The following is a 26,615-nucleotide window of genomic DNA, read 5'->3' as shown; positions in this document are numbered from 1 at the left end:
CTTCAACAAAAATGTTGAAAACTCCCTCTATTTGGCTATTTTTTATTTTTTGTAAAAACTCACAGCTGAGTAGTTACGTCTATACATCTCTTGATAGTGAGATTGACGAGGTTGAGATAGAGTTTAGGATTGAGCCACCTAGTGACTACACTACAAAAATTTTAAAGAGAAAATCTCCTGTTGTTATTTTTATAGATAGATGGTACAAATACAAAGGAGAGTGTCTTGCTTATACTCTTTCATTTCTTCCAATAGAAACAGTAACTGAGGAGAAAATAGATCTCAATGACAAAAATTCACTACTTGAATTTTTAGAGAAAACAGCATATCAAAAAGCTAAACATTCAACTTTGAATGTAAATTTCTCCACTGCTGGCAATTTTACCTCTATGAAATATACTATTGCCAAGAGCAGAAAATGTTGGTTGATTGAGGAAAAATTATTTATAAAATCCAATACCCCTTTTGTTCATCACAAGCATTATATTCCTATGGAGAATGGACATATTAATATAGAAAGAAAATAGATGTTGCAACACCTGCAACATCTATTTTTTTATTTATATAGATTTACCCAAATTTGTAATACTGATACCATTACTATTCCTGTGATAAAGAATAGAGTTACACTTCTATATCTTGCCAATAGCATATTTATAAGCTTTGCTATAAGTACAAGTCCCAATACTACTCCCACTCCAAAAGCAGTCAACGGAATGATATATAAATTTGTCACTATCTCACCTATTGAAGAGTAACTTGTAATATTTATTAGGTTTGAGAAAAACTTATTGATAAATCCCAATATATTATAGTACTCACCCAACATAAGAAGTAACAGTGAACCTGATATTCCAGGAATAATCATAGCTCCTGCTGCCACTCCACCACAGACAAATAGCTTTATTGCATAGGCTGTTGTAACAACAGTTACTAGCTCTCTACTCCCACCATCTTTTCCAAACTTATAATCAGCATAGACAAAACATAAAGTCAAGATAGCCCCAAGAATAAAAGCAACTATATTCTTTTTAGCTCTCTTGTCTTCCCCCTTTATTATATATGGAATAGAGGGAATAATAAGTAGACTGAATCCCCCAGCTGTCAATCTTGGATAATTTGTAAAACAAAACTCTATTATCCTAGCAAATAACACCACACCAACAACAGCACCTACTCCTATTTGAAGTAAGAACTTAGCATACTCTATCTTCTTCTTGGTAGGAGCAGTAGGAAAATTCCCTATTGCCTCTGTCAATCTATCATATACTCCCAAAATAACAGCCAAAGTTCCACCTGAAACTCCTGGCATAATATTAGCTATTCCTATTATAATTCCTTTTAGAAAAAGTTGTATCATCATCTCTCCTTAATCTTTTAACTCTTTAAATCCATCTATTACTACATCTAATCTTCCAGTCTCTGGATCCATAATCAGCCCATGAATTGCTACGTTACTAGGCATAAGAGGGTGTTCCTTTACCTTTGCCACACTCTCTCTAACTGATTCCTCTACACAATCAAATCCATGTAACCATTTCTTTACCTTTATTCCAGCACGTAAAAGTGTATCTAATGTCTTTAATTCTACACCTTTCTCAATCATCTTTTTGATTATTTTGTCTGTATCCATACTACTTACACCACAATCATAGTGACCTACTATAAATATCTCCTTTATATCAAACTCATAAACACATATTAGTAGACTTCTCATAGCACTTCCAAAAGGGTGTATAATTGTTCCACCAGCATTTTTTATAAGCTTGGCATCTCCATTTCTTAAGTTTAGAGCCTTTGGTAGTAGCTCTGTAAGTCTTGTATCCATACAAGATAGTATTGCTATCTTTTTATCTGGATATTTAGTTGTATTGTATTTTTCATACTCTTTATTTTCAACAAACTCTCTATTAAATTGTAAAATCTCTTCTAAATTGTTTCTTCCCATGATGCTAAATCCCCCTTACAAAATAATTAAAATACTGATAAAAATGCGTCAGGAATCTTACTTGTAAATGATAAAACCTCTTTTGTGATAGGGTGTACAAATACTATTGTATGTGCATGTAATCCCAATCTTCTAATAGGATTTTTTGTAGATCCGTATTTTTTATCCCCAACTACACTATGTCCTAAATCTTGCATATGTACACGGATCTGATTTTTTCTACCTGTTTCAATGTTAACCTCTAATAGTGAGAAGTTTTTATTTCTCTTTAATACTTTGTAATGAGATATGGCTTTTTTACCCTCTTCCTCATTAGTTGTTGAATAAATTACCATTGCCTTATTTTCAGCTAGATAAGAGATGATTGTATCTCTATCTTTCTTTACATTTCCCTCTACAAGAGCCACATATGTTCTCTCCTTTACAGAGTCATTCCAAGTAGTTTGTAATATATCTTGAGCCTTTTCAGATTTGGCAAATATCATCACTCCTGATGTATCTCTATCTAAACGGTGTACTACAAATATCTTATCTTTTGGATCTTTCTCTTTTAAGTAGTTCTTTAGGATATTGTAGGCTGTCTTTTCTCTCTCATTTTTTGTAGCTACTGACAATATACCTCTCTCTTTTTCTACTACTAATATATCCTTATCTTCAAATACGATAGAAACTCCATCTAAGTTGTGCTTAGTTATTCTAGTTTTTCCAATACTTACAATTTGCCCAGCTTTTAGCGGTGCATTGTATTGTGATACAACTTTCTCATCTACCATTACTCTCCTTTGAGTAAGTAGAGATTTTATACTATTACGACTATTCTCTGGCATCTTTTCCATCAAAAATTTCATCAATTCATTATCTTTATCAACTTTAAAACTTGTATTGTGTTTTGACATTCCCTTTTCTCCCTTCTTTTTAATTTGTCTTCAATTAAAAATCCAATTTTTAATTATTTCCTTTAGATTATAGCATACAAATATCTAATTTTACATATTTTTTTGCTTATTTTTCTCACCATAAAAAATACACCCTCCATCTTAAATTAAAGACTTCAGGTGTAAAATCTAGCAATCTTTAGAATAGTTGGTATCCTACTACTAATGATACTTGCTCTAAATCATCATTTCCTCTTTTGTCGTGGTCAATCTCTGTCTTTGAGTATAGGATCTCTGCTTGTAATGAAGCAAAATTAACTCCTAGTCCCACTCCATAATACTGTTTTCCCTCTGGTTTTGAATGCCTTACATTGTCATATGTCTCTAAAACTGTACCATATTTTACAGTTAGGTATGGTTTTACTAATATTGGTAATGGTGTCCATCTAGCTACTAGATATACAGGAACTGTGCTAATATCTGTTCCACTTGTCTTTCCATTATATGCAATTCCAGCTCCTAAATCAGCAAATATAAAGCTTTGTGTTATCTCTCCACCAATTGTAGGTGCATAGTGTTCAAAAGATTTCTCCTCACTATTGTATGATTTTGCTGGACTTACTGTTCCCACTCTCAAATACCCATCAAAAGCAAAAGTAGAAATTGTTAGTGTAAATAGTAATACTCCTAATAGTAATTTTTTCATAAAAACATCTCCTTTATTTATTATACAACCTCAGTATTATACCATTTTTCTCCATTTTATGCAAAATTTTTATCTACTAAATTTATATAATATCTTTTAATACATTTTTAAGCCATAATGGTGTATCATTAGATACTTTTATATATGAAGATGAGAGCTTAGCATAACATAATTTATACTTATTAGAATTATCATAAATTTTAGCATAATCAACTAAAGGTAGTATCTCTTTTAAATTTTCAAAAGTCTCTTTATATCTCTTATCTATTACATCAGAAGGGATATTATGTCCACCATTTAACACTCTATTTTTTATTCTCTCTTTTGAAATTTCAGCACTTTCCAAACCAATATAATAGAGATGTAGTGTATATCCTTTCTCTTTTATCTCCTTTATTGCTTTTATGATATTTTTTCCTGTAAGAATTGTTTCTTGATTGAATGATAGATTCTTCTCTATACAATCACGTCTAATATCTAAAGCTATTCTTCCTGCCCTTATCTGATCCTTTCCACTTCTCCAATCTCCTATCTCTCTTACAATCTCATCAGTATTAATTCTAACTCCCAAATCTAAAGTAGGTATAATTGTATTGTATAGAGTAGATTTACCTGCTCCATTAACTCCAGCAAATATAACAAAATCTGCCATTAGAATACACCTTCTTTTATCAATCTATCTTGAAGTATTTGAGTCTTTAATTCCTCTAATTTCAAGTAGAATATTTTTTCTTCCTCTGTCTTTGCTCCCTCTATCAATTTATTAAAATCATAAGTCGATAAATTAAGAATATATTCAAATAGATTATCTGTATTTTTATCTTCTTTCATAAATTAATCCTCCTTGTAATTTTATCTTTTTCAATTCAGGATACTACTTGAACAGAGTATATAACTATTGAATTGCTTTGTCAATATTATCTAGTATTTAATTTATATTTCTTTTTCTTTTTTTATTAAATATTCTATATATTCATTTTTATGAAAGTTATACTTATAAAAAACATCTGAAAATTTAGCCCCTTTAAATAATTCTTTTTCTCGTTTTAATTTTTCTTCAATAACTTTATCAAATATATTTTCATCATTTTTTAATAGTGTCATCAAGATCTCAAAATCATCTACTGATATAAAAATATAATTTTGTAAATCACTAATTTCATCTTTTAAAATACTTTCAAAATATTCCTTTAAACATTCTAAAGTAGGAAAATATTCATACAGCAATATTAACTTTATAGTTTTTTTACAATTAGCTATTTTAATTTTTTCAGTATTTTGTAACTGTTTAAAAGCTTTTTTCAATTTTGGAAGAAAACTCCTTTTCAGTCCTTCTATATTCATTTCCATAGTTTTACAAGAAGATAGTAAAAGTGTTGATTTTTGTTCAACTATTAAATTATAATTCTTAGTTTCTATTATCCAATCAGCTAAACTTTTCGTTTTCTTATTTTCATAAGGATTTAATTTTTTAAAAGTTTTTTTATCTAATAAAAATGATAATAATTCTTCTATGTATTTTTCAAACATATTTCCAAATTCACTTACAAACTTTTGTTTTTCAACTTCAGCATTTGTTATTTTATTATAATAATTTCTAATTATCCAGTATATTCCATCAGCAAATTTAGAACTAAATGAAAATATATCTACCATTATATGACTGTTATAATTTGGGATTTTAATAATTGGTTTTATAAAAAAAGGTCTATCCTTTTCATTTTTAGTTTTTACCCATTCATAATCACAAGTATAATAACCCAAAATAGATTTTATCTGTTCTAAATTTATCATCAATTTATTCTTTTCTAATATTTCTAAAATGCTCTTATCTAATTCAGACTCAAAATGAATATTTTTATGAATGAATAAATACAATAAAACTTCTAATCCTGTTTCAAATCTACTAGAAGTTATGTCAATATTTAATTCTTTTGATAAAATTTCATTAATCGTAATTGGAAGATTATAAAAACTTAGTATTTTTTTATTTCTTGCAATAGCTGGTGGTAAAAATTGTTGAATTTCTTGACCAAAAAATTGCTCCTGAGAATGTCCTGTTGCTATTTCTAATTTCAATTCTTCTTGAGAAAGATTAGAGCTTGGAACGTATGAAAAGTCACTCATAATTTTTTTAAATATTTTACTTATTTCGCTTCCATTTAATTCTCTAATTCCTCGAAAATCACTACTATATTTAATTACATAAAAAGCTAATCTTACATTTAAAAAATGTATATTTTTTAAATAAGTTTCTATTCTATTATTATTTTTTAATTTGTTAATATAATTTATATTATTTGAAAATGATACATACTTTAAAGTTTCTAATGTATTATATTTTTTAAAAAAATTTCTTTTTTCAAGTTCTTTTTCCATTGGTATTACCCCCTATTATACATTATTTTCTCTATATCTATATTATACCACATTCTAAATCTCAAATTAAAAATGACCCTCTTTTTAAAATTTTGAGGATCATATTTTCATTTTATACAAACATCTGTTGAAGTAAACCTTTTTTAAACTCCTTTAAATTCTCAAGCTCTTTTTCAATTTTCTCTATTTTACTATCTATTGAAGATAAGAAGTCAGCTATTTTTTGTTGTTCTTCTAAAGAAGAAGGAATAATTATTTTTATATTTTCTAAGTAAGTAAAATATAAATTTGAAACACTAGCTCCTTCAACATATTTAGCAAACTCTTTTTTCATAGTAGCATTAAAATAATATGTGATAAACAATCCATTTTCTTCAGTATTATAAACAGAAATCATTTCTCCAATCGCTATATTTTCTAAAGGCAAATAACTACAATTAGCAAAATCTAAAGGATCTTCTCCTACCCGTGGTACAAGAACTTCTCCACCTTTACTTAGTTTTAATTCATTTATCGGAATATTAGTATAAGATTTTATTTCTTTTATATATTCATTATACGTACTATAAAGTTCTCCATATCTAATACAAGGTGTTCCCCCTAATTCTACAACTGAGTGTTTTGGAGCACTTTTACCATAATAAAAATATCCAAAATCTTTTATTTTCCCTTCTTTCCACTCTGGATAATCATTACCCTCATTATCCTTAAATCTTAACTCTTGAAAAAAAATCTTTTGCATAACCCCCTTTCTATATTCCTTAAATAGCTCTAATTTTTCCTCTGTTAGAGATATTTTTTTATCTACAGTAGAAAGGAAATTAGCTATTTTCTCTTGCTCTTTTATAGAAGGAATAATACTTTTTATTCTATAAAAATCACTATGATTTAAATCTGGTATTGTAGATGTTCCTGCTAATTTTAATATTGTTTTCTGTATTTTATTAGATTTTAATAGTAAACAAATAAAATATTTATTAAATTTTTCTTTAGAATAATTTATTTTAAAAAAGTTATTATGAAATGCTCCTTCTACATTAGTTACAACTTGTCCAGTATTTCCAGTTCTTGTCATTAATATATCATCTTTACTACAAATAACATTTAATGGTGGGTTTTCTATATAATATTTTATTTTAGAATCTTTTTTTAAAAATTCATTAGTTATATAAAACATTCTATTATTTGCTGGCTCTAAAAATCTTTCGTTTATTGCTATTTGTAAGCCTTGATTAATTTTAAAAATATCTTTATATGATTTCTCTTCCCACTCATCACTAAACTCTTTAAATCTTAACTTTGGTACTTTTCTCATTCTCTTACCTCACTTTCTACTATCTTCCTTAACTCCTCTTTACTAGGTAAGATTGTCATATATCTACTAGCAAATATCTGTTCATTTCCCTCTGGAAGTGTCATATTTACAAGGGTATCATTTTTATCCTTACAAATTATTATTCCTATTGTCTTATTCTCATCAGCAAGTTTTACATGTCTATCATAATAATTTACATACATTTGCATCTGTCCAATATCTTGATGTTTTAATTTTCCTATTTTCAAATCTATCAATACAAAACATTTTAACAATCTATTATAGAAAACCAAATCAACAAAAAAGTGTTCTTCATCAAAAGTAAATCTCACTTGTCTTCCTTGAAATAGAAAACCTTTTCCAAGTTCCATTATAAACTTTTCTATATGATTAATTATACCCGTTTCTAAATCATTTTCTGAATATATAGCTTTTTCGTCTAAATTTAAAAATTCCAAAACATATGGATCTTTTATTATATCTTGAGGTTTTTCTATCACTTGTCCTTTTTCAGATAATTCAAGTACTTTCTCCTTATCTCTACTTAGAACCAATCTTTCATATAGAGCAGAATCCATCTGTCTTTTGAGTTCTCTCAAACTCCAACCATTATTTATTGCTTCAATCTCATAAAAATTTCTCTCCTCAATATCAACTATTCTCATAAGAGTTAGATAGTGAGAGTAAGAAAGTTTAAATTCGTCAGACAGTGTCTGCCTTTTTTTATAAGCTAGATAAAAATTTTTCATCTGTTTTAGATTAGTTTCAGAAAATCCCTTTCCATAGCTCTCAGTCAATTTTATCGAGAGATTTTTTATTAAACTTTTTCCATATTCAGCTCTCTTTTCTCCCCCTTGCTCCTCTTCAACTATCCTCTTACCAATCAAAAAGTATGTTGTTGTCATTGTGGAATTAATTGAGCTGACTATTTTTTTCCTAGATAATTCAATGATATTTTTAATATCTATAAAAACATCTTTTTTCTCAATCTCCATATTCTCACCTACATTATAGGAGCTTTTATTCCAAGCTCATTACAGAAAGATTTAATAACACTATCCACTTCTGCCATCTCTTTATCAATACCCTTGATCTTTTCTACTATCTCATCAAGATCTATCTCCTCTTCCTCTTCAAATGTATCTACATATCTAGGAATATTCAAATTGTAATCGTTCTCCTCTATCTCTTTCATACTTACCTTTTTAGAGTATTTCTCAATCTCTTCTCTATCTCTGTAAGTTTTTACAATCTTCTCTACGTCCTCATCTCTTAGATAGTTTTGATTTTTAGCCTTTTCAAACTCATTAGAAGCATCAATAAACAATATATCATCATCAGCTTTTCTATTTTTCTTCACTACTATTATACAAGTAGGTATTGATGTACCATAGAATATATTTGCTGGTAGCCCTATTATTGCATCTATATAATTTTTATCCTTCAATAGATATTTTCTAATCACTCCCTCACTAGCACCTCTAAATAGTACTCCATGTGGTACAATTACAGCCATAGTTCCTTCATCAGCCAATTGATATATCATATGTTGGATAAATGCAAAGTCAGCCTTACTACTTGGAGCTAATTTCCCATAACTTGCAAATCTCTCATCAGAAAGAAAACTATCATCTGCACTCCATTTTTGTGAGAATGGAGGATTTGCCACCACTATATCAAACCTTTTATCCAAATGTTGTGGATCTTCTAAGGTATTTCCCTGTCTTATCTCAAAATCATTAAATCTAATTCCGTGAAGTATCATATTCATACGAGCTAAGTTGTAAGTAGTAGTATTTAACTCCTGCCCATAAAAATTAGCTACATCTGTATATTTAGCTATTTTTAACAACAATGAACCTGATCCACAAGTAGGATCATAGGCAGATCTCACTCTATCTTTTCCCGTTGTAGTCAACATAGCTAATAGTTTTGAGGCTTGAGCTGGTGTATAGAACTCTCCAGCTTTTTTACCAGCATTACTAGCAAATTGTCCAATCAAATACTCATAGGCATTTCCTAAAATATCCATCTCTGTATTTTCAAATTGAAACTCAATATCATTTAGATGTTTTACTACCTCTGAAATCATCTTATTCTTATCATCTACTGATTTTCCCAACTTCAACGATGTCAAATCCACATCTCCAAATAGTCCAGAAAAATCATCATTACTAGCCTGTCCATTAGTAGAGTCCTCTATATATTTTAATGCCATTCCCAAATCTTCAATAATAAATTCTCCATTTTTAGCTCTTCTAGCCAAAACTCCAAATAGATATTTCGGCTCTATGAAATATCCAATACTATTTACACAATACTCTCTCACTGCCTCAATATATTCATCATTTCCTTCAATATCTTCAAATCTCATATTATCCTCTGATAATATATCATTCCCCGTTTTTTCAATCTTTTCAGATAGAAATTTAAAAAATATCAAGCCTAATATATAGTTTCTAAACTCATCTGCTCCCATATTTCCTCTAAGTTCATTAGCTATTGCCCATAATCTTTTCTCTAATTCTGCTTGATGTTCTGTCATTTTATCCTCCATAATCTCCATATTTTCTTTACTATCTATCTTTATTTTATCAGTATTTTCATTAATTGTATATATTTTATTGTCTTTAGAGCTAAAAAAGAGTAAAATAGGAGAAAGGGGGGAGTATTTATGAAAAAACTTTTAATTGTATTGATGTTAGCTACTGCAACTCTTGGTTATGCTAAAGAGAAACATTGTAACAGTTTAGACAGAGATATTGCAAAATTGGATAGGCTTACAACTGAAAACTATACTCTTGTTTCAATCTGCTTTGAAAGACCAAATAGAAAGAGTATCAGAAAGACTTTTAACAATTTAGAAAAAACAGAAAAACTTATCAACCATATCACTGATGAACATTTTGCTACTTTAAGAGAAAGAGATGCAAGAAGATTATTCGATAAGAAATACAAGATATTCCAGACTAAAAAGGAATTGTACTATCTAAGAAAAACTCTAGTTGATAGTAGAGATTTAGATGTTGATGATGATTAATTAAGAAAACAAAAATAATATTAAGACTTATTGTTGAATTTATATAAAACACATTTTTAATTTTAAGTGAAAAAATCACTTTTTATATCTATAATTACAATTATATATCACAAAATAGTAAAAATAAAATTGACAAAAGTGTAAAATTCACATAAAATATGTAAAAGGAGGTTTTATGTTAATTAAATTCACAGTAGAAAATTTTTTGTCATTCAATAATAAAAAAGAGTTTAGTATGATAACTGGGAAATCTCGTTCACATACTTCTCATATTTATAGCACTCCAAATTTATCATTACTAAAAACTTCATATATTTATGGAGCAAATGCTTCTGGAAAAACTAACTTTATTAAAAGTATTAATTTTGCTAGAAAATGTATCCTTAATGGAATGGCTAGTGTAAATACCTTAGAAAAAAATTACAAGTTAGATGAAGATAGCTTAAATAGACCCACTCAATTTGAATTTGAAATTTTAATAGAAGATAAAATTTACGCCTATGGCTTTTCATTTTTTTTAAAAACAAAAGAAATATTAGAAGAATGGCTTGTTGAAGTAGGAAAAAAAGAAGATATAAATATATTCACAAGAGAAAAAAATAAAATTGAAAATTCTTTAAAATTAACAGAAACAGATAATATTAAATTAAATGTTTATTTAAGCGATTTAGAATCAAATACCTTACTATTAGAAACTTTAAATAAAAAGAAATGGGAGAAAAATGATTATGAGTTTTTAAAAGTTCTAAAATGGTTAGAAGAAAATTTAATAATTATTTTTCCAAATACGACTAACTATGTTATGGAATATTTTGAAAATACTAATAGTTGGGTAGAATATTTAAATATCTTTGATATAGGAATTACTGAAATTTCTTTTGGAGAACGTGAGTTTGAGGAGTTGCCTATCCCTAAAGAACTAAAAAGTAAAATTTCAAATGATATGGCTAATTTAGTTTTAGATAAGGAAGATAATAAAAAAATTATTATTGGACTTGGAGATAATTTTTTAAATCTTTATTTAGAAAATAATAAATTAAAAGCTAAAGAGATTATATTTAGGCATAAAGGCTTAGAAAAAGAGGTAGAATTCAAATTTTATGAAGAGTCTGATGGAACTAAACGTTTATTAGAACTACTTCCTCTATTAGAAAAAGTAAAATGTAACAATCAAACAATATTGATAGATGAATTAGAAAGAAGCTTACACCCTGTTTTGGTAAAAGAATTTTTAAGAAGATTCTATAAAAATATGGAAAAAACTAATTCTCAATTAATAATTACTACTCATGAATCAAGATTGCTAGATTTAGATATAATAAGAAGAGATGAGGTATGGTTTGCAGAAAATTCCATTGAAGAAGGTACAAACCTCTATTCATTAGAAGAATTTAAAACAAGATTTGATCTAAAATTAGACAAAGCTTATTTACTTGGAAGATATGGGGGAATTCCTCAAATTAAAACTCTTTTTAAAGAGGATATAGAGTGTGATAATTAATGGGAAGAGAGCGAGGAAAAAATCCTTTTATTAGGACCAGTGAGACTAAATATAAAAGTTGTCAATGGTTGCAAAGAAAATAATTTTAATCTTTATTTAAGTAATCCTAATTTTGAATTATGGTTGTTATTTCACTTTATACAAGAGATAACTTTAGAACAACAAGATAAATTTTTATCTAAAAATGGAGAAATAGCAAAAGAACTTCAAAAATATTTAAATAAAAACAATCTATCAAAAGCAAAAAGTTTCAATAAAAAAATCTTATTTGAACACTACATAGATAGAATTGATAATGCTATAAAAGTTGCTAAAAAATATGAGACTGATATAAATAAACTCAAAGATAACTTAGGAACTAATGTATATCAGCTAGTTGAAAAATTTAATATCTAATACAAAAACACTCCTTAAAGGAGTGTTTTTATATCTTCTCTATTTTTAATTTTTGCTCTTCTCTTCTCCAAGTACATAGCCTATAACTTTTCTTACACCCATTGTCACAGAATCACTTAATGATCTAAAATAAGCAAGTACAGGATTTTCTCTTCTCTCTTCCTCTTCTTCTACACCCAATTTCTTAAAGAATGATATTGTCATAGTTATAATTACTATACCTGATATGACATCTGATATTGGAGAAGCAAATAGGATACCATATATTCCTTTTCCTATCTCTTTTCCTTCAAGAGCCATACTCAATCCTATTGTAAATACCACAAAGCAGAACATATCTCTTATTATTGAAGCTACCATTGAATGTATTGGTTTTTCAATAGATTGGAAAAAGATTGATGATATTTTAATAAAACAAGTTACAAAACATAATGCCAAGAAGATACGGAAACTTTTTATTGCAAAGTCCATGTAAAGATCATTCTGTTTTCCAAAGATAAGAATTATCTTCTCTGGCCATAATTCAAATATTGTAGTTGCTAAGATCCCAACACTAAGTGAAGAGATTAAAATATAACGATAAGTCTGTTTTACACGATCTAATTTTTTAGCACCATAGTTATACCCCAAAATTGGTTGTCCACCTAAAGCTATACCCACAGCTATGTTATTAACTATTGTGTATACTTTTGTCTGAATACTAAAAACTGATATTGGTATATCACTTCCATACATTGAACTACTTCCATATTTTGCTAAAGTAATATTACTCAATAGAGTCATTACTACCATAGATATTTGAATAATAAATGTTGATCCACCAAGAATTACTAAGTGTTTTAACATATCTTTTTTTATATGAAAGCTCTCTTTTAACAATTTAAAGCTTTTTGGTTTGAAAAAATATACAGAACATATTATGAAAGATACCATCTGTCCAATTACTGTGGCTATTGCTGCTCCTTCAATTCCCCAATCTAACCAAAATATAAAAATAGGATCTAAAATTATATTTAAAACTGCTCCTGAACACATAGCAACCATTGCATAAGTAGGGCTTCCATCTGCTCTTATCATACTGTTCATCACATTGAACATTAAATATGCTGGGAAAAACATTGCTATAATTCTAAAGTAATTTGCTGCTAAAGAAAGTGTAGCATCTGAAGCTCCAAATAAAACCATCAAAGGTTCACAAAATACAAGACTGATAACTGATAAAACTATACTGATTATCAAAGTACTACTAAGCCCTGTTCCTACACATCTATGAGCACTTTCACTATCTTGACGCCCTGAACATATACTTAAATATGACGCAGCTCCATCTCCAACACACCAAGCAAAAGCATTACATATACATACAATAGGAAATGATATTCCTGTTGCCGCATTTCCTAGATATCCTAGATCACTATTTCCTATGAAAATTTGATCTACAATATTGTAAAATGCACTGATCAATAATCCCATTACACAAGGGAGTGAGAATTTTAAAAGTAGTTGTGAAATTGGTTTTTCTCCTAAAATCCTGTTTTTTTCCATCTGAACGTCCTCCTTAAAATAAAAAAACTACCTGCAAACAGCCTACTATTTGCAAGTTAATGCCTTATAGTAAACTATTTGCGGTAGTTTGTAGATACGTTCACCCAATTGTAAACCTATATAAGTTCATCTCATACAGAATAACATATTTTTGTAATTTTTGTCAACACTTTTTTGTAAGTTTATCCCTCTCTTTTTCATCTACATATTAAAAATATTGAATCTATCCAATATCTTCTCAATTCTCTCCTGTATGCTCTGTATCTTTTTATTTATCTTTAAAACACTTATTTTCCCAGAAAAAGAGTCTTTTATATCATTAAAATCCGGTTTTTTATCTGCAAACTCACAGTTTTCAACGATCTCATTCACTTTTCCATAAACAAGCTCCTCTTCTGCTACCATCTCTTGAATAGCTTCCTCTCTTTTTTTCTTCATAAACTTTATAAGTTTATCTTCGACACTTCCTTCAAAATCAACAGAGAAAATTCTCCTATTCTCCTCTATAAATCTCTCTAATAACTCTCTTTTATTTTTCAATTTTGGTATGCTATCCACAGTCTTTAATATATACTCTACATCTCTTACAAAAGAAGGATCTTTATTGTCCAAATTTTTTAGAAGAGATACTATATAAGTTGCATTTATACTATCTTTAGCAAGTAGTTCTATCTCAAAATCAATCTCATCTATAACTGAGGTCTTACCTTTGTCTCTTCCTCCACCTACCAATGTATCATACATATCTATATATTTACTCTTATAAGACTCAAACTCATCTTGATCTATATTCAAGTCCTCAAAGCTGAATGTACTAAAGGACTCCAATTTATTTAACACTCTTAAAATATTTTTAAAGCTCTCTATAAAGGCTAGTTTATTATCTTCAGTTTCAAGATTATCAACCTCTTCAGGTGTAAGAGCCAATCCTTTCAATCTCTCTACATAATCATTCAATATGGCTACATACTCCTCGTAGCTCTTCATCAATACAGTTTCTACAGCATTTTCATCAGAAAAAAGTTTAATAGCTTCATCAGTTCTTTTCTTCAAATTTCTAAAGCAAACTATATTCCCGTGAGATTTATTGGCATTGAGTATTCTATTTGTTCTAGAGTAAGCCTGTATCAAACCGTGATATTTTAAGTTCTTATCCACATATAGAGTGTTTAGATACTTACTATCAAATCCTGTCAAAAACATATTAACTACAAGAAGTATATCTATCTTTCTCTCTTTTACCTTTTTAGATATATCTATAAAATAGCTATTAAATCCATTATCAGAGTTAAGGTTAAAATTAGATCCATACAGCTTATTGTAATCTGCTACCATCTCATCGAGATGCTCTCTTGGGTGTTTACACTCTACCCCTTCCACTTCAAAAGTTCCCTCATCATTTGCCAAGTCAACATTAGCTTCATAGGTAAATACACTAGCTATTCTCAAGTTACTATTTTTTTCCTTAAATATATGATAATACTCTATAAGAGTGTTTATATCCCCTATTGCAAATATACTCTGATACTCTCTATTAGATGTTTTCAAATTGTGATTAGCTATTATAAAATCAACTATCTTCTCAAGTCTCTCTCTCTTTGAGTAAACCTCATATGTGTCAATTCCATTCTCTATCATCTCATCTGGTGATAGATCATAACCCTCTTTATTTTTCAAATTAAATGTAGAGTAGTATTCCACTGAAAATCCTAAAACATTCTCATCATCAATAGCCTCTTTTATCGTATATTTATGTAGGCAATCTCCAAATAGATCCTTGGTAGTTCTATATTTTATAGCATTGGCAGAGAATATTGGTGTTCCTGTAAATCCAAAAAATTGTTTATTTGTAAAAAATTCATCTATTCTCTTATGTGTATCTCCAAACTGTGTTCTATGACACTCATCAAAGATAAACACCACTCTCTTATTTTTTATCTTTTCCATCTGCTCCAAATAGTATGGTTTTGAGATAGCATTATTTAGCTTCTGTATAGTTGTTACAACTACCTTTTTATTTCCTCTTACCATCTTTTGAACAAACTCATTTGTATCCTCTACTCTACTTATAGAACCCTCTTCAAAAGCATTGAACTCCTTTGCAGTCTGATAGTCCAAATCCTTTCTATCCACACAGAATACAACCTTATCTATCTCATCAAGAGTAGCTATAATCTGACTAGCCTTAAAAGATGTAAGTGTCTTTCCACTTCCTGTAGTGTGCCAAATGTATCCATTGAATGAAGGGTAGTTTTTCACTCTATCAATTATCTTTTCAACAGCATAGTATTGGTATGGCCTCAATATCATAAGTGCCTTTTGAGTCTCATTGGTAACTATGTATTTTGTAAGCATACTCCACAGATGCTCTCTTGTTAAAAAGCTCTTAGTAAAATCTACCAATCTATTTCTCTTGAGATTATGCTCATCTGTCCAAGGGAAAGTAAATTCATATCTCAACTCTCCATTGTTTGAAAAATATCTTGTATTCTCCTCATTACTGATTACAAATATCTGAATATATTGAAACAGTGCCTTATAGGAAAAAGAGTGTCTTTGATATCTTTGAATTTGAAAAAATGCCTTCTTTAATCTAATACCCTTCCTTTTTAACTCTATCTGTGTAAGTGGCAATCCATTTACTAGGATAGTTACATCATATCTATTCTCATATTGTCCCTTCATAGTTATCTGATTGGTAACTTGAAAGATATTATTTTCCATACTCTCTTTATCTATAAAGGAGATATATTTCATCTCTCCCTTATCAGTCAGCAATTCAAATTTATCTCTCAATTTTTTAGCTTTTTCAAATATACTTCCTCCAGCTAAATGTACCTGAACCTTCTTAAATTCTGAATCACTTAATCTTATTCCATTAAATTTTTCCAATTGTTTTCTAAAATTATATACTAAATCTTCTTCATCTTTTATCTCTACAACTTCATATCCCTGTGAAGATAATTGAGTTATCAGTTGCTTCTCTAACTCCTTTTCAGAAACCATAATCTCCCCTCCATTTTTATGCTCTCCTCTATTTTATCATATTTTCATAAGATTTTAAAATACCTTTTATTTTCCAGTTTTTTACTGTATAATAAATTTAAATGGGATTAAATTAAAAACTTTAAATTGAAGAGGTTAGGTATGAAAATATTAGTTACAGATTGTCAAAAATCTAAAGATGGTTATTTGATAAAAACTACACCAAAAGATATATTTTATCCAGATGGTAAAGGTGGACAATTAGGAGATCGTGGAACTATTGATAATTCTCAAGTCCTATCAGTAAATGAAGAGAATATCTTAGTGGATAGAGAACTTCAATGTAAGGAGTATGAATACAGCATAGATTATGGGAGAAGAGAGGATATAGCTTGTCAGCATACAGCTCAACATCTATTCTCTGCCTTGGCTTATCATAACTATCACCTCAATACAGTGGGATTTAGAATGACTCCTGATTATAGTACTGTGGACTTAAATTCCAATGAGATAACAGAGGAAACTATAAACAGTTTAGAAAAAGAGGTCAATGAGGTTATCAGAAAGGGAATACAATTAAAAATTTTTACAATGAAAAATGAAGAAGCTAGAAAAATAGAGGGACTTCGTAGAGCTATCAAAGAAAAGGTAACTGGTGATGTCAGATTTGTTGAGATTCCTGATATTGATCTAGGTGCTTGTGCTGGTTTTCATGTAAAAAATACCAAAGATATTCAACTTTTTAAAATTATTAATCATGAAAAGATCAAAGGAAATTATACAAGATTCTACTTTATAGCTGGGAATAGAGCCTTTGAAGATTATCTATATAAACACAGAATGACAAAGGAGTTATGTCAATCTTTTAGCTGTAAAGACTATGAGATTATGGATATGATAGAAAAGAGCCTAGATGAGAGAAAAAAAGTGGAGAGTGAATTCAAAAATCTAGCTTCTCACTATAGTGAACTCCTAGCTGAAAAACTTTTAAAAGAGTGTGAAAAGATCTCAAATTATCAGCCTATATTTTATTTTGAAGATAAGACAGTAGCTCAATTTTTAATAAAGCAGATGAAAGATGATAATATTTTAATCACTGGAAATGGAGATAGTTTTTCTATCATCTCAAAATCCTTTAATTGCAAGGAGTTCATTAAATATCTTATGGATAAAAAACCTGATATTAAAGGGGGAGGAAATCAAGTTAAGGGTAATTTTAAAGGGAAGATTTCTGAACAAGAATTAAAGGATATATTAACTGAATATCTATGTTCTAATTAAATCTTTCTCATACAACAATATAGTGTTGTAATTACTCATTTTTTCTGTTATAATACATTGTTAATTAAAAACTTTATGGAGGAAAATAATGTCAGATAGAATAAATTTATTAAATCTTAATCAACAAGAGTTAGAGGAGTTTATCATCTCTCTTGGAATGAAGAAGTTTTACGGGAAACAACTTTTTAACTGGTTACATAAAAAAATAGTTAGAGACTTAAATGAGGTTACTAACCTATCTTTAAAAGATAGAGAAACTTTGATGGAAAAAGCATACATTCCATTCTTAAATCTACTTAAGCACCAAGTGTCTAAAATAGATAAAACAGAGAAATTCCTATTCCAATTAGAAGATGGAAATACTATTGAAACTGTGTTATTAAGACATAAAGATAAGAGAAATACTCTTTGTATCTCATCTCAAGTAGGTTGTGCTGTAAAATGTGCTTTCTGTGCAACAGGACAAGGTGGATTTGTAAGAGATCTAAATGTAAGTGAGATCATAAACCAAGTATATACTGTAGAGAGAAGATTGGTTAAGCAGGGAACTAACCTTAATAATATTGTATTTATGGGAATGGGTGAGCCACTTTTAAACCTTACTAATGTTTTAAAGGCTCTAGAGATCCTATCTAATGAAAATGGTATAAACATATCTAAGAGAAAGATAACTATCTCTACTTCTGGAATTGTACCAAATATTGAAAAGATACTACTTGAGAAAGTTCCAATAGAGTTAGCTATATCTCTACATACAGCTATCAATGAGAAGAGAGATGAGATTATCCCTATCAATAGAAGATATCCATTAGAGGATCTACATGCTGTATTACAAGAGTACCAAAGACAGACAAAGAGAAGAATAACTTTTGAATATATCTTGATCAATAACTTTAACGTATCAGAAGCTGATGCCAATGCTCTAGCTGATTTCGTACACGATTTTGATCATGTAGTTAACCTTATCCCTTGCAACCCAGTAGAGGGAACAGAGATGGAAAGACCTTCTGATAAGAAAATTGAGAGATTTGTAAACTTCTTGGAGAATGTAAGAAGAGTTAATGTAACTATCAGAAGAGAAAAAGGAACAGATATTGATGGAGCTTGTGGACAATTAAGACAAAAAAATAAAAAACCTACTAAATAAGGGGGAAGAATGAAAAAGTTTACATACTTAAAGATATTTTTAGCTGTAATATTTTTAGGTGGAGTAATTACTTCAGGAGTAGTTTTTGGAGTAGTGTACAAGTATTATAAAGAACTTCCAGAAATTTCAACTCTAATAGAGGATTATTCTCCATCTATCCCTACAACTGTATATGATAGAAACGGAAAAGTTATTGATATAATATCTAGAGAGAGTAGAAAAGTGGCAAAGTTTAAAGATATTCCTCAAAATGTAAAAAATGCTTTCTTGGCTATTGAAGACAAACAGTTCTACTCTCACCACGGTATACACTTTAAAAGATTGGTTGGAGCTATAGTTGCCAATGTAAAAAATAGATCTGCTGTACAAGGAGCTAGTTCATTCACACAGCAATTGGCTAGAAATGCCTTTTTATCTCATGAGAAAAGCTTGGCTAGAAAGATTAAAGAAGCTCTTATCACCTTTGAAATTGAGAGAAAATATACAAAAGATGAGATTTTTGAAAAATATCTTAATGAGATATACTTTGGAGCTGGAGCTTATGGTGTAAGAACAGCTGCTGAACAATTTTACAGAAAGGATATCTCACAGATTGGCTTGGCTGAGTCTGCTCTTTTAGCTGGAATACCAAATAGACCTGACACATACAACCCTACTAAAAAGTTAAAAAATTCTATTAAAAGAATGAAGTTGATTCTTTCGGAGATGTATGAAGATGGTATGATCACAAAAGAGGAGTATGAGAAAGCTCTAGCCCATAAATTCTATAATGAAAAGGATATTCCTAAGGATTTTGTCCTAGATGATAATACAACTATTGTGTACAATAAGAAAAATGCTGTTGAATATAATGTTCCTGATTTTTCTGACCTAGTTGAAAAGATTTTGCTAGAAAATTTTGATGAGGATCTTATCTATACGGGTGGATTAAAAGTCTATACTACTCTTGATTTAGATATGCAAAAAGTTGCTAAAGAGAGTTTTGATAACTATGAATTATTTAAAAAAGATAGTAAAAACGAGTTACAGGGTGGTATGATCACTATTGATCCTAACAACGGACATATAATTACTATTGTAGCTGGTAGAAACTTTAAAGCTGGTGGATTCAATAGAGCCACTATGGCAAAAAGACAACTTGGTTCATCTTTCAAACCATTCCTTTACTTTACAGCTTTACAAAATGGTTATGAGCTAAATACAGTTGTTGAAGATAGATATTTACAGTATGGTAAGTGGATTCCTAAAAACTATGGTAGTAGATATAGTAACAATCTCACTCTTTTGACTGCCCTAGATAGATCTGTAAACACTGTATCAATACAGCTTTTAGATCATATTGGAGTGGCTAATCTTAAAAAGAATATAGCTAAGTTAGATCCAAACTTAAAAATACCTAATGACTTAACTGCTTCTTTAGGTTCATTTGAAAATACACCATTACAACACGCTTTAGACTATAGTATCTTTGCTAATGGTGGTTACAAAATTAAACCTATAGTTGTTACTTCAGTTGTGGATAAGTATGGAAACTCTATCTATGAGGAATTACCAGACAAAGAGAAAGTATATGACAGTATTGATACCAGCCTTATAACTTATATGCTGAAGAGTTCTGTCCTACATGGTAGCTCATCAAGAGCATCTGTTTATGATCTACAGAAGAAAAGAATTGAACAGGGTGGAAAAACAGGTACAACCAATGAAAATAGAACTATCTGGTTTGCTGGAATAACTCCTAACTATGTTACAACTATATATATAGGTTATGATAATAACTCACCTATAAAGGGTAATATTACAGGTGGTAGTGGAGTTGCTCCTCTATGGGCACAATACTATCAAAATTTAGTTAATAAAAAACTTTATGATACCTCTGCTAAGTTCTCATTCCTAGATAACCATTTAAAAAATGGTGATATCTTTATTCAGAACTTAGCCTTAGACACAGGTCTAAAAGTAAACAATGGAAGAGATTTTGCAATTAGAAGAGGAAAGCTACAATTAGAAAATAGCGAGAAATACTCTAAAGGAATCTCTGGAATATTTGAGAGAGCTGGTTATTCAAATAGAAACTCTTCTCAAACAGAAATTAAAAAAGAGGAAAACAGTTTAAATGGAAATAGTAATTTCAAAGAGGTTACTCCTATTGAAAACAAGACTAAATCCCCTTCAAATACTGAAGATTCTCTTTTCCAAAGATTGTTAGGTAATTAATAAAAAAAGGTGTTACATTTTTCTGTAGCACCTTTTTATATACTCTTTTAATCTGCCAATGTAAGTGCCATAGCACCCAAAAGCCCAGCATTATCTCCCAATTTTGGATAAACTATATACTCATCTATATTTTTTAAAATATTCTCTGTTTGAATATATCCCTTTAATAACTCCACAACATTTTTTCTAATCTTAGGGAATAATTGTTCCTGTTTCATTACTCCACCACCTAGTATTACTTTTTCTGGTGAAAGAGTCAAGATAAAATTCACTACACCTTGAGCTATATAGTAAGCCTCCATGTCCCAAGCCTTGTGTTCCACTGGTAGTTCATAAGCTTTTTTACCCCATCTCTCCTCTATTGCTGGTCCTGCAGCCATTCCTTCCAAACAATCCTTATGAAAAGGACACTTTCCTTCATATTTATCCTCTGAATGTCTTTTTACCAATATATGCCCCATCTCTGGGTGTAACATTCCATGAACTAATTTTCCTGAAACTAATGCTCCACCACCTATACCTGTTCCAATTGTTAAATATAGGCAGTTTTCTAAGCCTTTAGCTGCTCCCCAAGTTGCTTCTCCCAAAGCTGCCCCATTTACATCAGTGTCAAAATATATAGGTATCTCAAAATATTTTTTTAAATATCCTACAACATCACAATCTGTCCAAGCTAATTTTGGTGTTTTAGTAATATATCCATAAGTTTTAGAATTTTTATTTATATCAATAGGTCCAAAAGAGCCAATCCCTAATCTTTCAACTCCCTTGTCTTGAAAAAATTCTACTACTTTTGCTAAAGTTATCTCTGGAGTTTCAGTGGAAAAACTAACTCTTTCTAAAATTTCACCCTTCTCATTTCCAATTCCACATACAAATTTTGTTCCCCCTGCTTCTATTGCTCCTATTTTCATAATTCTCACCTCTATCTAATTAATAGAAAAAAATGGCTAGAATTAACTAACCATTTTAATTTATACTATTTTTTTAATAAAACTCTCATTATAAGGTCTCCAACCTTAACATCTTTTCCCTTTGCAACAACTTCAATTTTCTCTACAGCATCCATATTGTTGATAATCACAGGAGTTTTTGTTGATGGAACTTTATCTTTTATAAAGTCTAAATCATACTCTACCAATTTATCTCCAACTTTTACAGAATCAGAAGTTGCCACTCTGTTAAATCCCTCACCTTTTAAAGTTACAGTATCTATACCAAAGTGAACTATCATCTCTAATCCGTTTGGTGTTTCAAAGCTAACAGCATGGTTAGTTTCAAAAATATCTATATCTCCATTTACTGGTGCATATATAGCTCCACTAGTTGGATCAATAGCACATCCGTCTCCTACCATTTTTTGAGCAAAAGCATCATCAGGAACCTCTGATAGGTCAATAACTCTACCATTTAAAGGTGAGTATATCTCAAACCATTCCTCACTGTTTTTCTTTTTAAAAAAATCAAATAATCCCATAAAAATCCTCCTATTCGAATTAATAGTACACCATATTATTTCACATTTTTAAAAATAAATCAATTATTTTTTTTATTTGACTTAATTTTAATTTTTTAAAAAAATTGTTTAAAAATAGTTGACAAATTTATTTTTATGTTCTATAATCAGAATATAAATGAATTAGCACTCAAGCGATTAGAGTGCTAACAAATTAAAAGGAGGTCGTTTTTATATGAATCAAAATAAATTTACAGAAAACTCATTATTAGCTTTACAAGAGGCACAAACACTTGCGATTAAAGCTAAACAACAAACTATAAAACCTGAGTTTCTAGCTTTGGCTCTCCTTAAAAATAGTGAGGGACTTATTCCTAGAATTATTGAAAAGTTAGATTTAAATTTAAACTATATAGTTGGTCAGCTAGAAAATGAAGTTTTAAAATTTCCAAAGGTAGAGGGTAGTAATCTAGGGGATACTTCATTGGATCAAGGAACTCATAGAGTTTTAATAGAAGCTGAAAGCCTTATGGAGAAAATGGGAGACTCTTACATAAGTGTTGAACATCTTTTCTGGGCATTATTAAGACATCTTCCTATCTTAAAAAGATTAGGTTTAGATGAGAAAAAATATGAAGAGGTTGTCAAAGAGATTAGAGGAAATCAAAAAGTTGATTCTCAAAATCCAGAAGCTAATTATGAAGTCTTAGAAAAATATGCTAAAAACTTAGTTGAATTAGCTAGACAGGGAAAAATTGACCCTATCATAGGTAGAGATAGTGAAATTAGAAGAGCTATTCAAATTATCTCTAGAAGAACTAAAAATAATCCTATCCTTATTGGAGAACCTGGTGTAGGTAAAACTGCAATAGCTGAGGGATTAGCTCAAAGAATTTTAAATGGTGACGTACCAGAGTCATTAAAAGGTAAAACTATCTACTCTCTAGATATGGGAGCTCTAATAGCTGGGGCAAAATTTAGAGGTGAATTTGAAGAGAGATTAAAAGGTGTTTTAAAAGAGGTGGAAACTTCAAATGGTAATATTATTCTATTTATTGATGAGATCCACACTATAGTTGGTGCTGGAAAAACTGATGGAGCTATGGACGCAGGTAACATCTTAAAACCTATGCTTGCAAGAGGAGAGGTTAGAGTTATTGGTGCTACAACTATTGACGAGTACAGAAAATATATTGAAAAGGATCCAGCTCTTGAAAGAAGATTCCAAATTGTATTAGTTAATGAACCTACTGTTGAAGACACTATATCAATATTGAGAGGACTTAAAGAAAAGTTTGAGATGTATCACGGAGTTAGAATTTCTGATGGTTCTATTGTTGCTGCTGCCACTCTAAGTAATAGATATATCACTGATAGACAGCTTCCTGATAAGGCTATTGACCTTATAGATGAAGCTGCTGCTATGATCAGAACTGAGATTGATTCTATGCCAGCTGAACTTGATGAGCTTACTAGAAAAAGTATGCAACTTGAGATTGAAAAGGAAGCCTTAAAAAAAGAGACTGATACAGCTTCTAAAGAGAGATTGGAAAATCTTGAAAAAGAGTTAGCTGAGATAAACTCTAAAAAATCTCTTTTAAAATCTCAATGGGAACTTGAGAAAAAAGATATTACTAAGGTAAAAGAGATCAAAGAGAAGATTGAAAAAGTTAAACTTGAAATGGAACAAGCTGAAAGAAACTATGATTTAACTAAACTTTCAGAGTTAAAATATGGTAAACTTGGTGAGCTTGAAAGACAATTAAAAGAGCAACAAGACAAACTTGATGAAGCTTATGGAAGTAGTGGACTTTTAAAACAAGAGATTACTTCTGATGAGATTGCAGATATTGTATCTAAATGGACAGGTATACCTGTATCAAAACTTGCCGAAACTGAAAAAGAAAAAATATTAAATCTTGAAACTTCTCTAAAAGAGAGAGTAAAAGGTCAAGATGAGGCTGTAAAAGCTGTTGCTGATACTATGATCAGATCAAGAGCTGGACTTAAAGATGCTAACAGACCAATGGGATCATTCATCTTCTTAGGACCAACTGGGGTAGGTAAAACTTACTTGGCTAAATCTCTAGCTTATAATCTTTTTGATAGTGAGGATTCAGTTATTAGAATAGATATGAGTGAATATATGGATAAATTCTCTACTACTAGACTTATTGGTGCACCTCCAGGATATGTAGGTTATGAAGAGGGTGGACAACTTACTGAAGCTGTAAGAACAAAACCTTATTCAGTAATACTATTTGACGAGATTGAAAAAGCTCATCCTGATGTGTTCAACATTCTATTACAAGTGCTTGATGATGGTAGATTGACAGATGGACAGGGAAGAGTTGTAGACTTCAAGAATACATTGATTATTATGACTTCTAATATTGGAAGTAGCTTAATTCTTGATGATATCAATTTGAGTGAAGCTACAAAAGAGAGAGTACTAGATCAATTAAAAGCTAACTTTAGACCTGAGTTTTTAAACAGGGTTGATGAGATAATTACTTTTAAAGCTCTTGATCTTGCTTCTATTAAAGATATAGTTAAACTTGCTCTTAAATCTGTTGAAGATAAGTTAAAAGATAGATATATTCAACTTAACTTCTCTGATGAGGTTGTAGAATATCTAGCTGAAAATGCTTATGAACCTCAATATGGAGCAAGACCACTTAGAAGATATATACAAAAAGAACTTGAAACAACACTTGCTAAACTTATCCTTTCTAATCAGATAAAAGAGAGAGATACTGTTGATGTTGTACTTGAAAATAATGAGATCACTTTTAAAGTGAGATAATAGAAAAACCAGAGGTTGTAACTATGACCTCTGGCTTTATTTTACTTATAATAAATTTTCCGCTATTCTCATAAAGTTTTCATAAGCAATCTTTCTTATATCACTTTCACTGTACTCTCTTCTTCTTAATTCCTCAATTACAGCATAAGCTTTTGAAGCATTTTCCAGTCCTTTTGGATTTATATCCTCCTCTTTTTTCTCTGGATTCAAATACTCACAAAAATCAAAACCTAGTGCTACATGTTTTACTCCTACAAGAGAGATAATATACTCTATATGATCTACATATTTTTCTAAATTCTGTCTAGCTGGATCAATAGCCACAAATCCTTTATAAGCATTTACTCCTATTATTCCATCTCTACTTGCAATAGCTTTAATCTGCTCATCAGTAAGATTTCTCTTATGTTTGCATAGAGAATATGCATTTGAGTGTGAAGCTATTATCGGTTTAGTTGTATTGTTAAAGATATCCCAAAATGTTTTTTCATTGGCATGAGAAACATCAATAATCATACCTAATTTCTCCATTTTTTTAACAGCCTCTAACCCAATATCAGTAAGTCCTCTATTCTCATCTCCACCTACTCCTGTAGCTAAGTCATTCTCCTCGTTCCAAGTAAGTGATGCATGTCTAAATCCCAACTCATATAGAGTATCCAACCAATCCAAATTTTTACCAATAGCTCTTAATCCCTCTATTCCCATAAGAACATTTAATTTTTCCTCTACTAACCCTCTATTAAAATCTCCTTTTTTCTTGATTATATTAAAAAGTTCAGGATTATTTTTTATCTCATGGATAGTGGAATTGACTAAATGTAACATCTCTTTTACATCATCTTGCCCCTCTTCATAACCAAGATACGCTATGAATATACCTCCCATTATATTTCCAGATCTCATTCTATCCAAATGATATCTCTCTACAATTCTCTCTTCTCCCAACTTTCTTTTTTTTGCTACATCATACCAAATATCTGCATGACCGTCAAACATCTTCATAGTTGTCCCTCCT

At 29.8% G+C, this 26,615-nt stretch carries 22 protein-coding genes, 1 pseudogene and 1 riboswitch; of the genes and pseudogenes, 8 read left to right on the top strand and 15 right to left on the bottom strand.

The genetic code is table 11. The features are described from left to right. A pseudogene (locus ABNK64_RS05695) lies at window positions 1–527 on the top strand (hypothetical protein); the annotation flags it as partial. Between the two features lie 29 nt (window positions 528–556). Here ABNK64_RS05695 and ABNK64_RS05690 read toward each other — a convergent pair. The 10 genes from ABNK64_RS05690 to ABNK64_RS05645 form a co-directional block, all read right to left on the bottom strand. Next, window positions 557–1,360 (bottom strand): DUF368 domain-containing protein, encoded by an 804-nt coding sequence (locus ABNK64_RS05690; protein WP_349763776.1) that lies wholly within the window; start codon window positions 1,358–1,360, stop codon window positions 557–559. Window positions 1,361–1,369: 9 nt separating this feature from the next. Continuing rightward, window positions 1,370–1,948, bottom strand: coding sequence for a beta-class carbonic anhydrase (locus ABNK64_RS05685; RefSeq protein ID WP_291255144.1), 579 nt, complete (start codon window positions 1,946–1,948; stop codon window positions 1,370–1,372). Between the two features lie 26 nt (window positions 1,949–1,974). After that, the gene (locus ABNK64_RS05680) at window positions 1,975–2,844 is read right to left on the bottom strand and encodes an RluA family pseudouridine synthase (RefSeq protein ID WP_349763775.1); all 870 of its coding nucleotides are present in this window, start codon (window positions 2,842–2,844) and stop codon (window positions 1,975–1,977) included. Window positions 2,845–3,022: 178 nt separating this feature from the next. Next, window positions 3,023–3,529: a hypothetical protein gene (locus ABNK64_RS05675; RefSeq protein WP_349763774.1), complete on the bottom strand. Its 507-nt coding sequence runs from the start codon at window positions 3,527–3,529 to the stop codon at window positions 3,023–3,025. Window positions 3,530–3,611: 82 nt separating this feature from the next. Next, a complete protein-coding gene (locus ABNK64_RS05670) occupies window positions 3,612–4,181 on the bottom strand; it encodes an ATPase (protein ID WP_349763773.1) in 570 nt (189 codons plus the stop codon). Beyond that, window positions 4,181–4,360 carry a GNAT family acetyltransferase gene (locus ABNK64_RS05665; RefSeq protein WP_349763772.1) on the bottom strand — a complete coding sequence of 60 codons (180 nt, stop codon included), beginning with the start codon at window positions 4,358–4,360 and terminating at the stop codon, window positions 4,181–4,183. Before ABNK64_RS05665 ends, ABNK64_RS05670 begins: the two co-directional genes overlap by 1 nt. Window positions 4,361–4,462: 102 nt before the next feature. Further along, window positions 4,463–5,908, bottom strand: a complete 1,446-nt coding sequence (locus tag ABNK64_RS05660) for a hypothetical protein (protein ID WP_349763771.1) — start codon at window positions 5,906–5,908, stop codon at window positions 4,463–4,465. 112 nt (window positions 5,909–6,020) lie between these two features. Beyond that, a complete protein-coding gene (locus tag ABNK64_RS05655; protein WP_349763770.1) occupies window positions 6,021–7,223 on the bottom strand; it encodes a restriction endonuclease subunit S in 1,203 nt (400 codons plus the stop codon). Next, a complete protein-coding gene (locus ABNK64_RS05650) occupies window positions 7,220–8,218 on the bottom strand; it encodes a PDDEXK nuclease domain-containing protein (protein WP_349763769.1) in 999 nt (332 codons plus the stop codon). The genes ABNK64_RS05655 and ABNK64_RS05650 overlap by 4 nt, the downstream gene beginning before the upstream one ends. Window positions 8,219–8,226: 8 nt before the next feature. Then, window positions 8,227–9,768: a type I restriction-modification system subunit M gene (locus ABNK64_RS05645; protein WP_349763768.1), complete on the bottom strand. Its 1,542-nt coding sequence runs from the start codon at window positions 9,766–9,768 to the stop codon at window positions 8,227–8,229. A 129-nt stretch (window positions 9,769–9,897) separates the two neighbouring features. On the opposite strand from ABNK64_RS05645, the gene ABNK64_RS05640 reads away from it, so the two are divergent. From ABNK64_RS05640 to ABNK64_RS05630, 3 genes are all read left to right on the top strand, one after another. Continuing rightward, entirely contained in the window at window positions 9,898–10,263 is a 366-nt protein-coding gene (locus ABNK64_RS05640; RefSeq protein ID WP_291255154.1) for a hypothetical protein, read from the top strand. 175 nt (window positions 10,264–10,438) lie between these two features. Beyond that, on the top strand, window positions 10,439–11,764 hold the full coding sequence (locus tag ABNK64_RS05635; protein ID WP_349763767.1) for an AAA family ATPase: 1,326 nt from the start codon (window positions 10,439–10,441) through the stop codon (window positions 11,762–11,764). A gap of 39 nt (window positions 11,765–11,803) precedes the next feature. Then, the gene (locus tag ABNK64_RS05630) at window positions 11,804–12,160 is read left to right on the top strand and encodes an RloB domain-containing protein (protein ID WP_291255156.1); all 357 of its coding nucleotides are present in this window, start codon (window positions 11,804–11,806) and stop codon (window positions 12,158–12,160) included. Window positions 12,161–12,205: 45 nt separating this feature from the next. On the opposite strand, the gene ABNK64_RS05625 is transcribed toward ABNK64_RS05630, so the two are convergent. After that, a complete protein-coding gene (locus ABNK64_RS05625) occupies window positions 12,206–13,705 on the bottom strand; it encodes an MATE family efflux transporter (protein WP_349763766.1) in 1,500 nt (499 codons plus the stop codon). A gap of 47 nt (window positions 13,706–13,752) precedes the next feature. Then, a riboswitch (purine riboswitch) is annotated at window positions 13,753–13,849 on the bottom strand. Window positions 13,850–13,906: 57 nt separating this feature from the next. Next, on the bottom strand, window positions 13,907–16,711 hold the full coding sequence (locus ABNK64_RS05620) for a type I restriction endonuclease subunit R (RefSeq protein WP_349763765.1): 2,805 nt from the start codon (window positions 16,709–16,711) through the stop codon (window positions 13,907–13,909). 141 nt (window positions 16,712–16,852) lie between these two features. Between ABNK64_RS05620 and ABNK64_RS05615 the strand changes: the two genes are divergently transcribed. The 3 genes from ABNK64_RS05615 to ABNK64_RS05605 all read left to right on the top strand — a co-directional run bounded on the left by ABNK64_RS05615 (window position 16,853) and on the right by ABNK64_RS05605 (window position 21,335). Continuing rightward, window positions 16,853–17,971 (top strand): alanyl-tRNA editing protein, encoded by a 1,119-nt coding sequence (locus ABNK64_RS05615; RefSeq protein WP_349763764.1) that lies wholly within the window; start codon window positions 16,853–16,855, stop codon window positions 17,969–17,971. An 88-nt stretch (window positions 17,972–18,059) separates the two neighbouring features. Continuing rightward, window positions 18,060–19,118: a dual-specificity RNA methyltransferase RlmN gene (rlmN, locus tag ABNK64_RS05610; RefSeq protein ID WP_456879372.1), complete on the top strand. Its 1,059-nt coding sequence runs from the start codon at window positions 18,060–18,062 to the stop codon at window positions 19,116–19,118. 9 nt (window positions 19,119–19,127) lie between these two features. Beyond that, window positions 19,128–21,335, top strand: a complete 2,208-nt coding sequence (locus tag ABNK64_RS05605; protein ID WP_349763763.1) for a transglycosylase domain-containing protein — start codon at window positions 19,128–19,130, stop codon at window positions 21,333–21,335. 47 nt (window positions 21,336–21,382) lie between these two features. On the opposite strand, the gene ABNK64_RS05600 is transcribed toward ABNK64_RS05605, so the two are convergent. Both ABNK64_RS05600 and ABNK64_RS05595 read right to left on the bottom strand, forming a co-directional pair. Beyond that, a complete protein-coding gene (locus tag ABNK64_RS05600; protein WP_349763762.1) occupies window positions 21,383–22,249 on the bottom strand; it encodes an ROK family protein in 867 nt (288 codons plus the stop codon). Window positions 22,250–22,314: 65 nt separating this feature from the next. Further along, window positions 22,315–22,812, bottom strand: a complete 498-nt coding sequence (locus ABNK64_RS05595; RefSeq protein WP_300340311.1) for a PTS sugar transporter subunit IIA — start codon at window positions 22,810–22,812, stop codon at window positions 22,315–22,317. Between the two features lie 214 nt (window positions 22,813–23,026). On the opposite strand from ABNK64_RS05595, the gene clpB reads away from it, so the two are divergent. Continuing rightward, entirely contained in the window at window positions 23,027–25,597 is a 2,571-nt protein-coding gene (gene clpB / locus ABNK64_RS05590) for an ATP-dependent chaperone ClpB (RefSeq protein ID WP_349763761.1), read from the top strand. Between the two features lie 45 nt (window positions 25,598–25,642). On the opposite strand, the gene ABNK64_RS05585 is transcribed toward clpB, so the two are convergent. After that, complete coding sequence (locus ABNK64_RS05585; RefSeq protein ID WP_349763760.1) at window positions 25,643–26,602, bottom strand: dipeptidase; 960 nt, start codon at window positions 26,600–26,602, stop codon at window positions 25,643–25,645. Window positions 26,603–26,615 lie beyond the last annotated feature (13 nt).

The organism is Fusobacterium sp. SYSU M8D902 (assembly GCF_040199715.1).
In the GTDB taxonomy this organism is placed as follows: domain Bacteria; phylum Fusobacteriota; class Fusobacteriia; order Fusobacteriales; family Fusobacteriaceae; genus Fusobacterium_A.
This window is presented reverse-complemented; position numbering and strand designations above follow the sequence as displayed.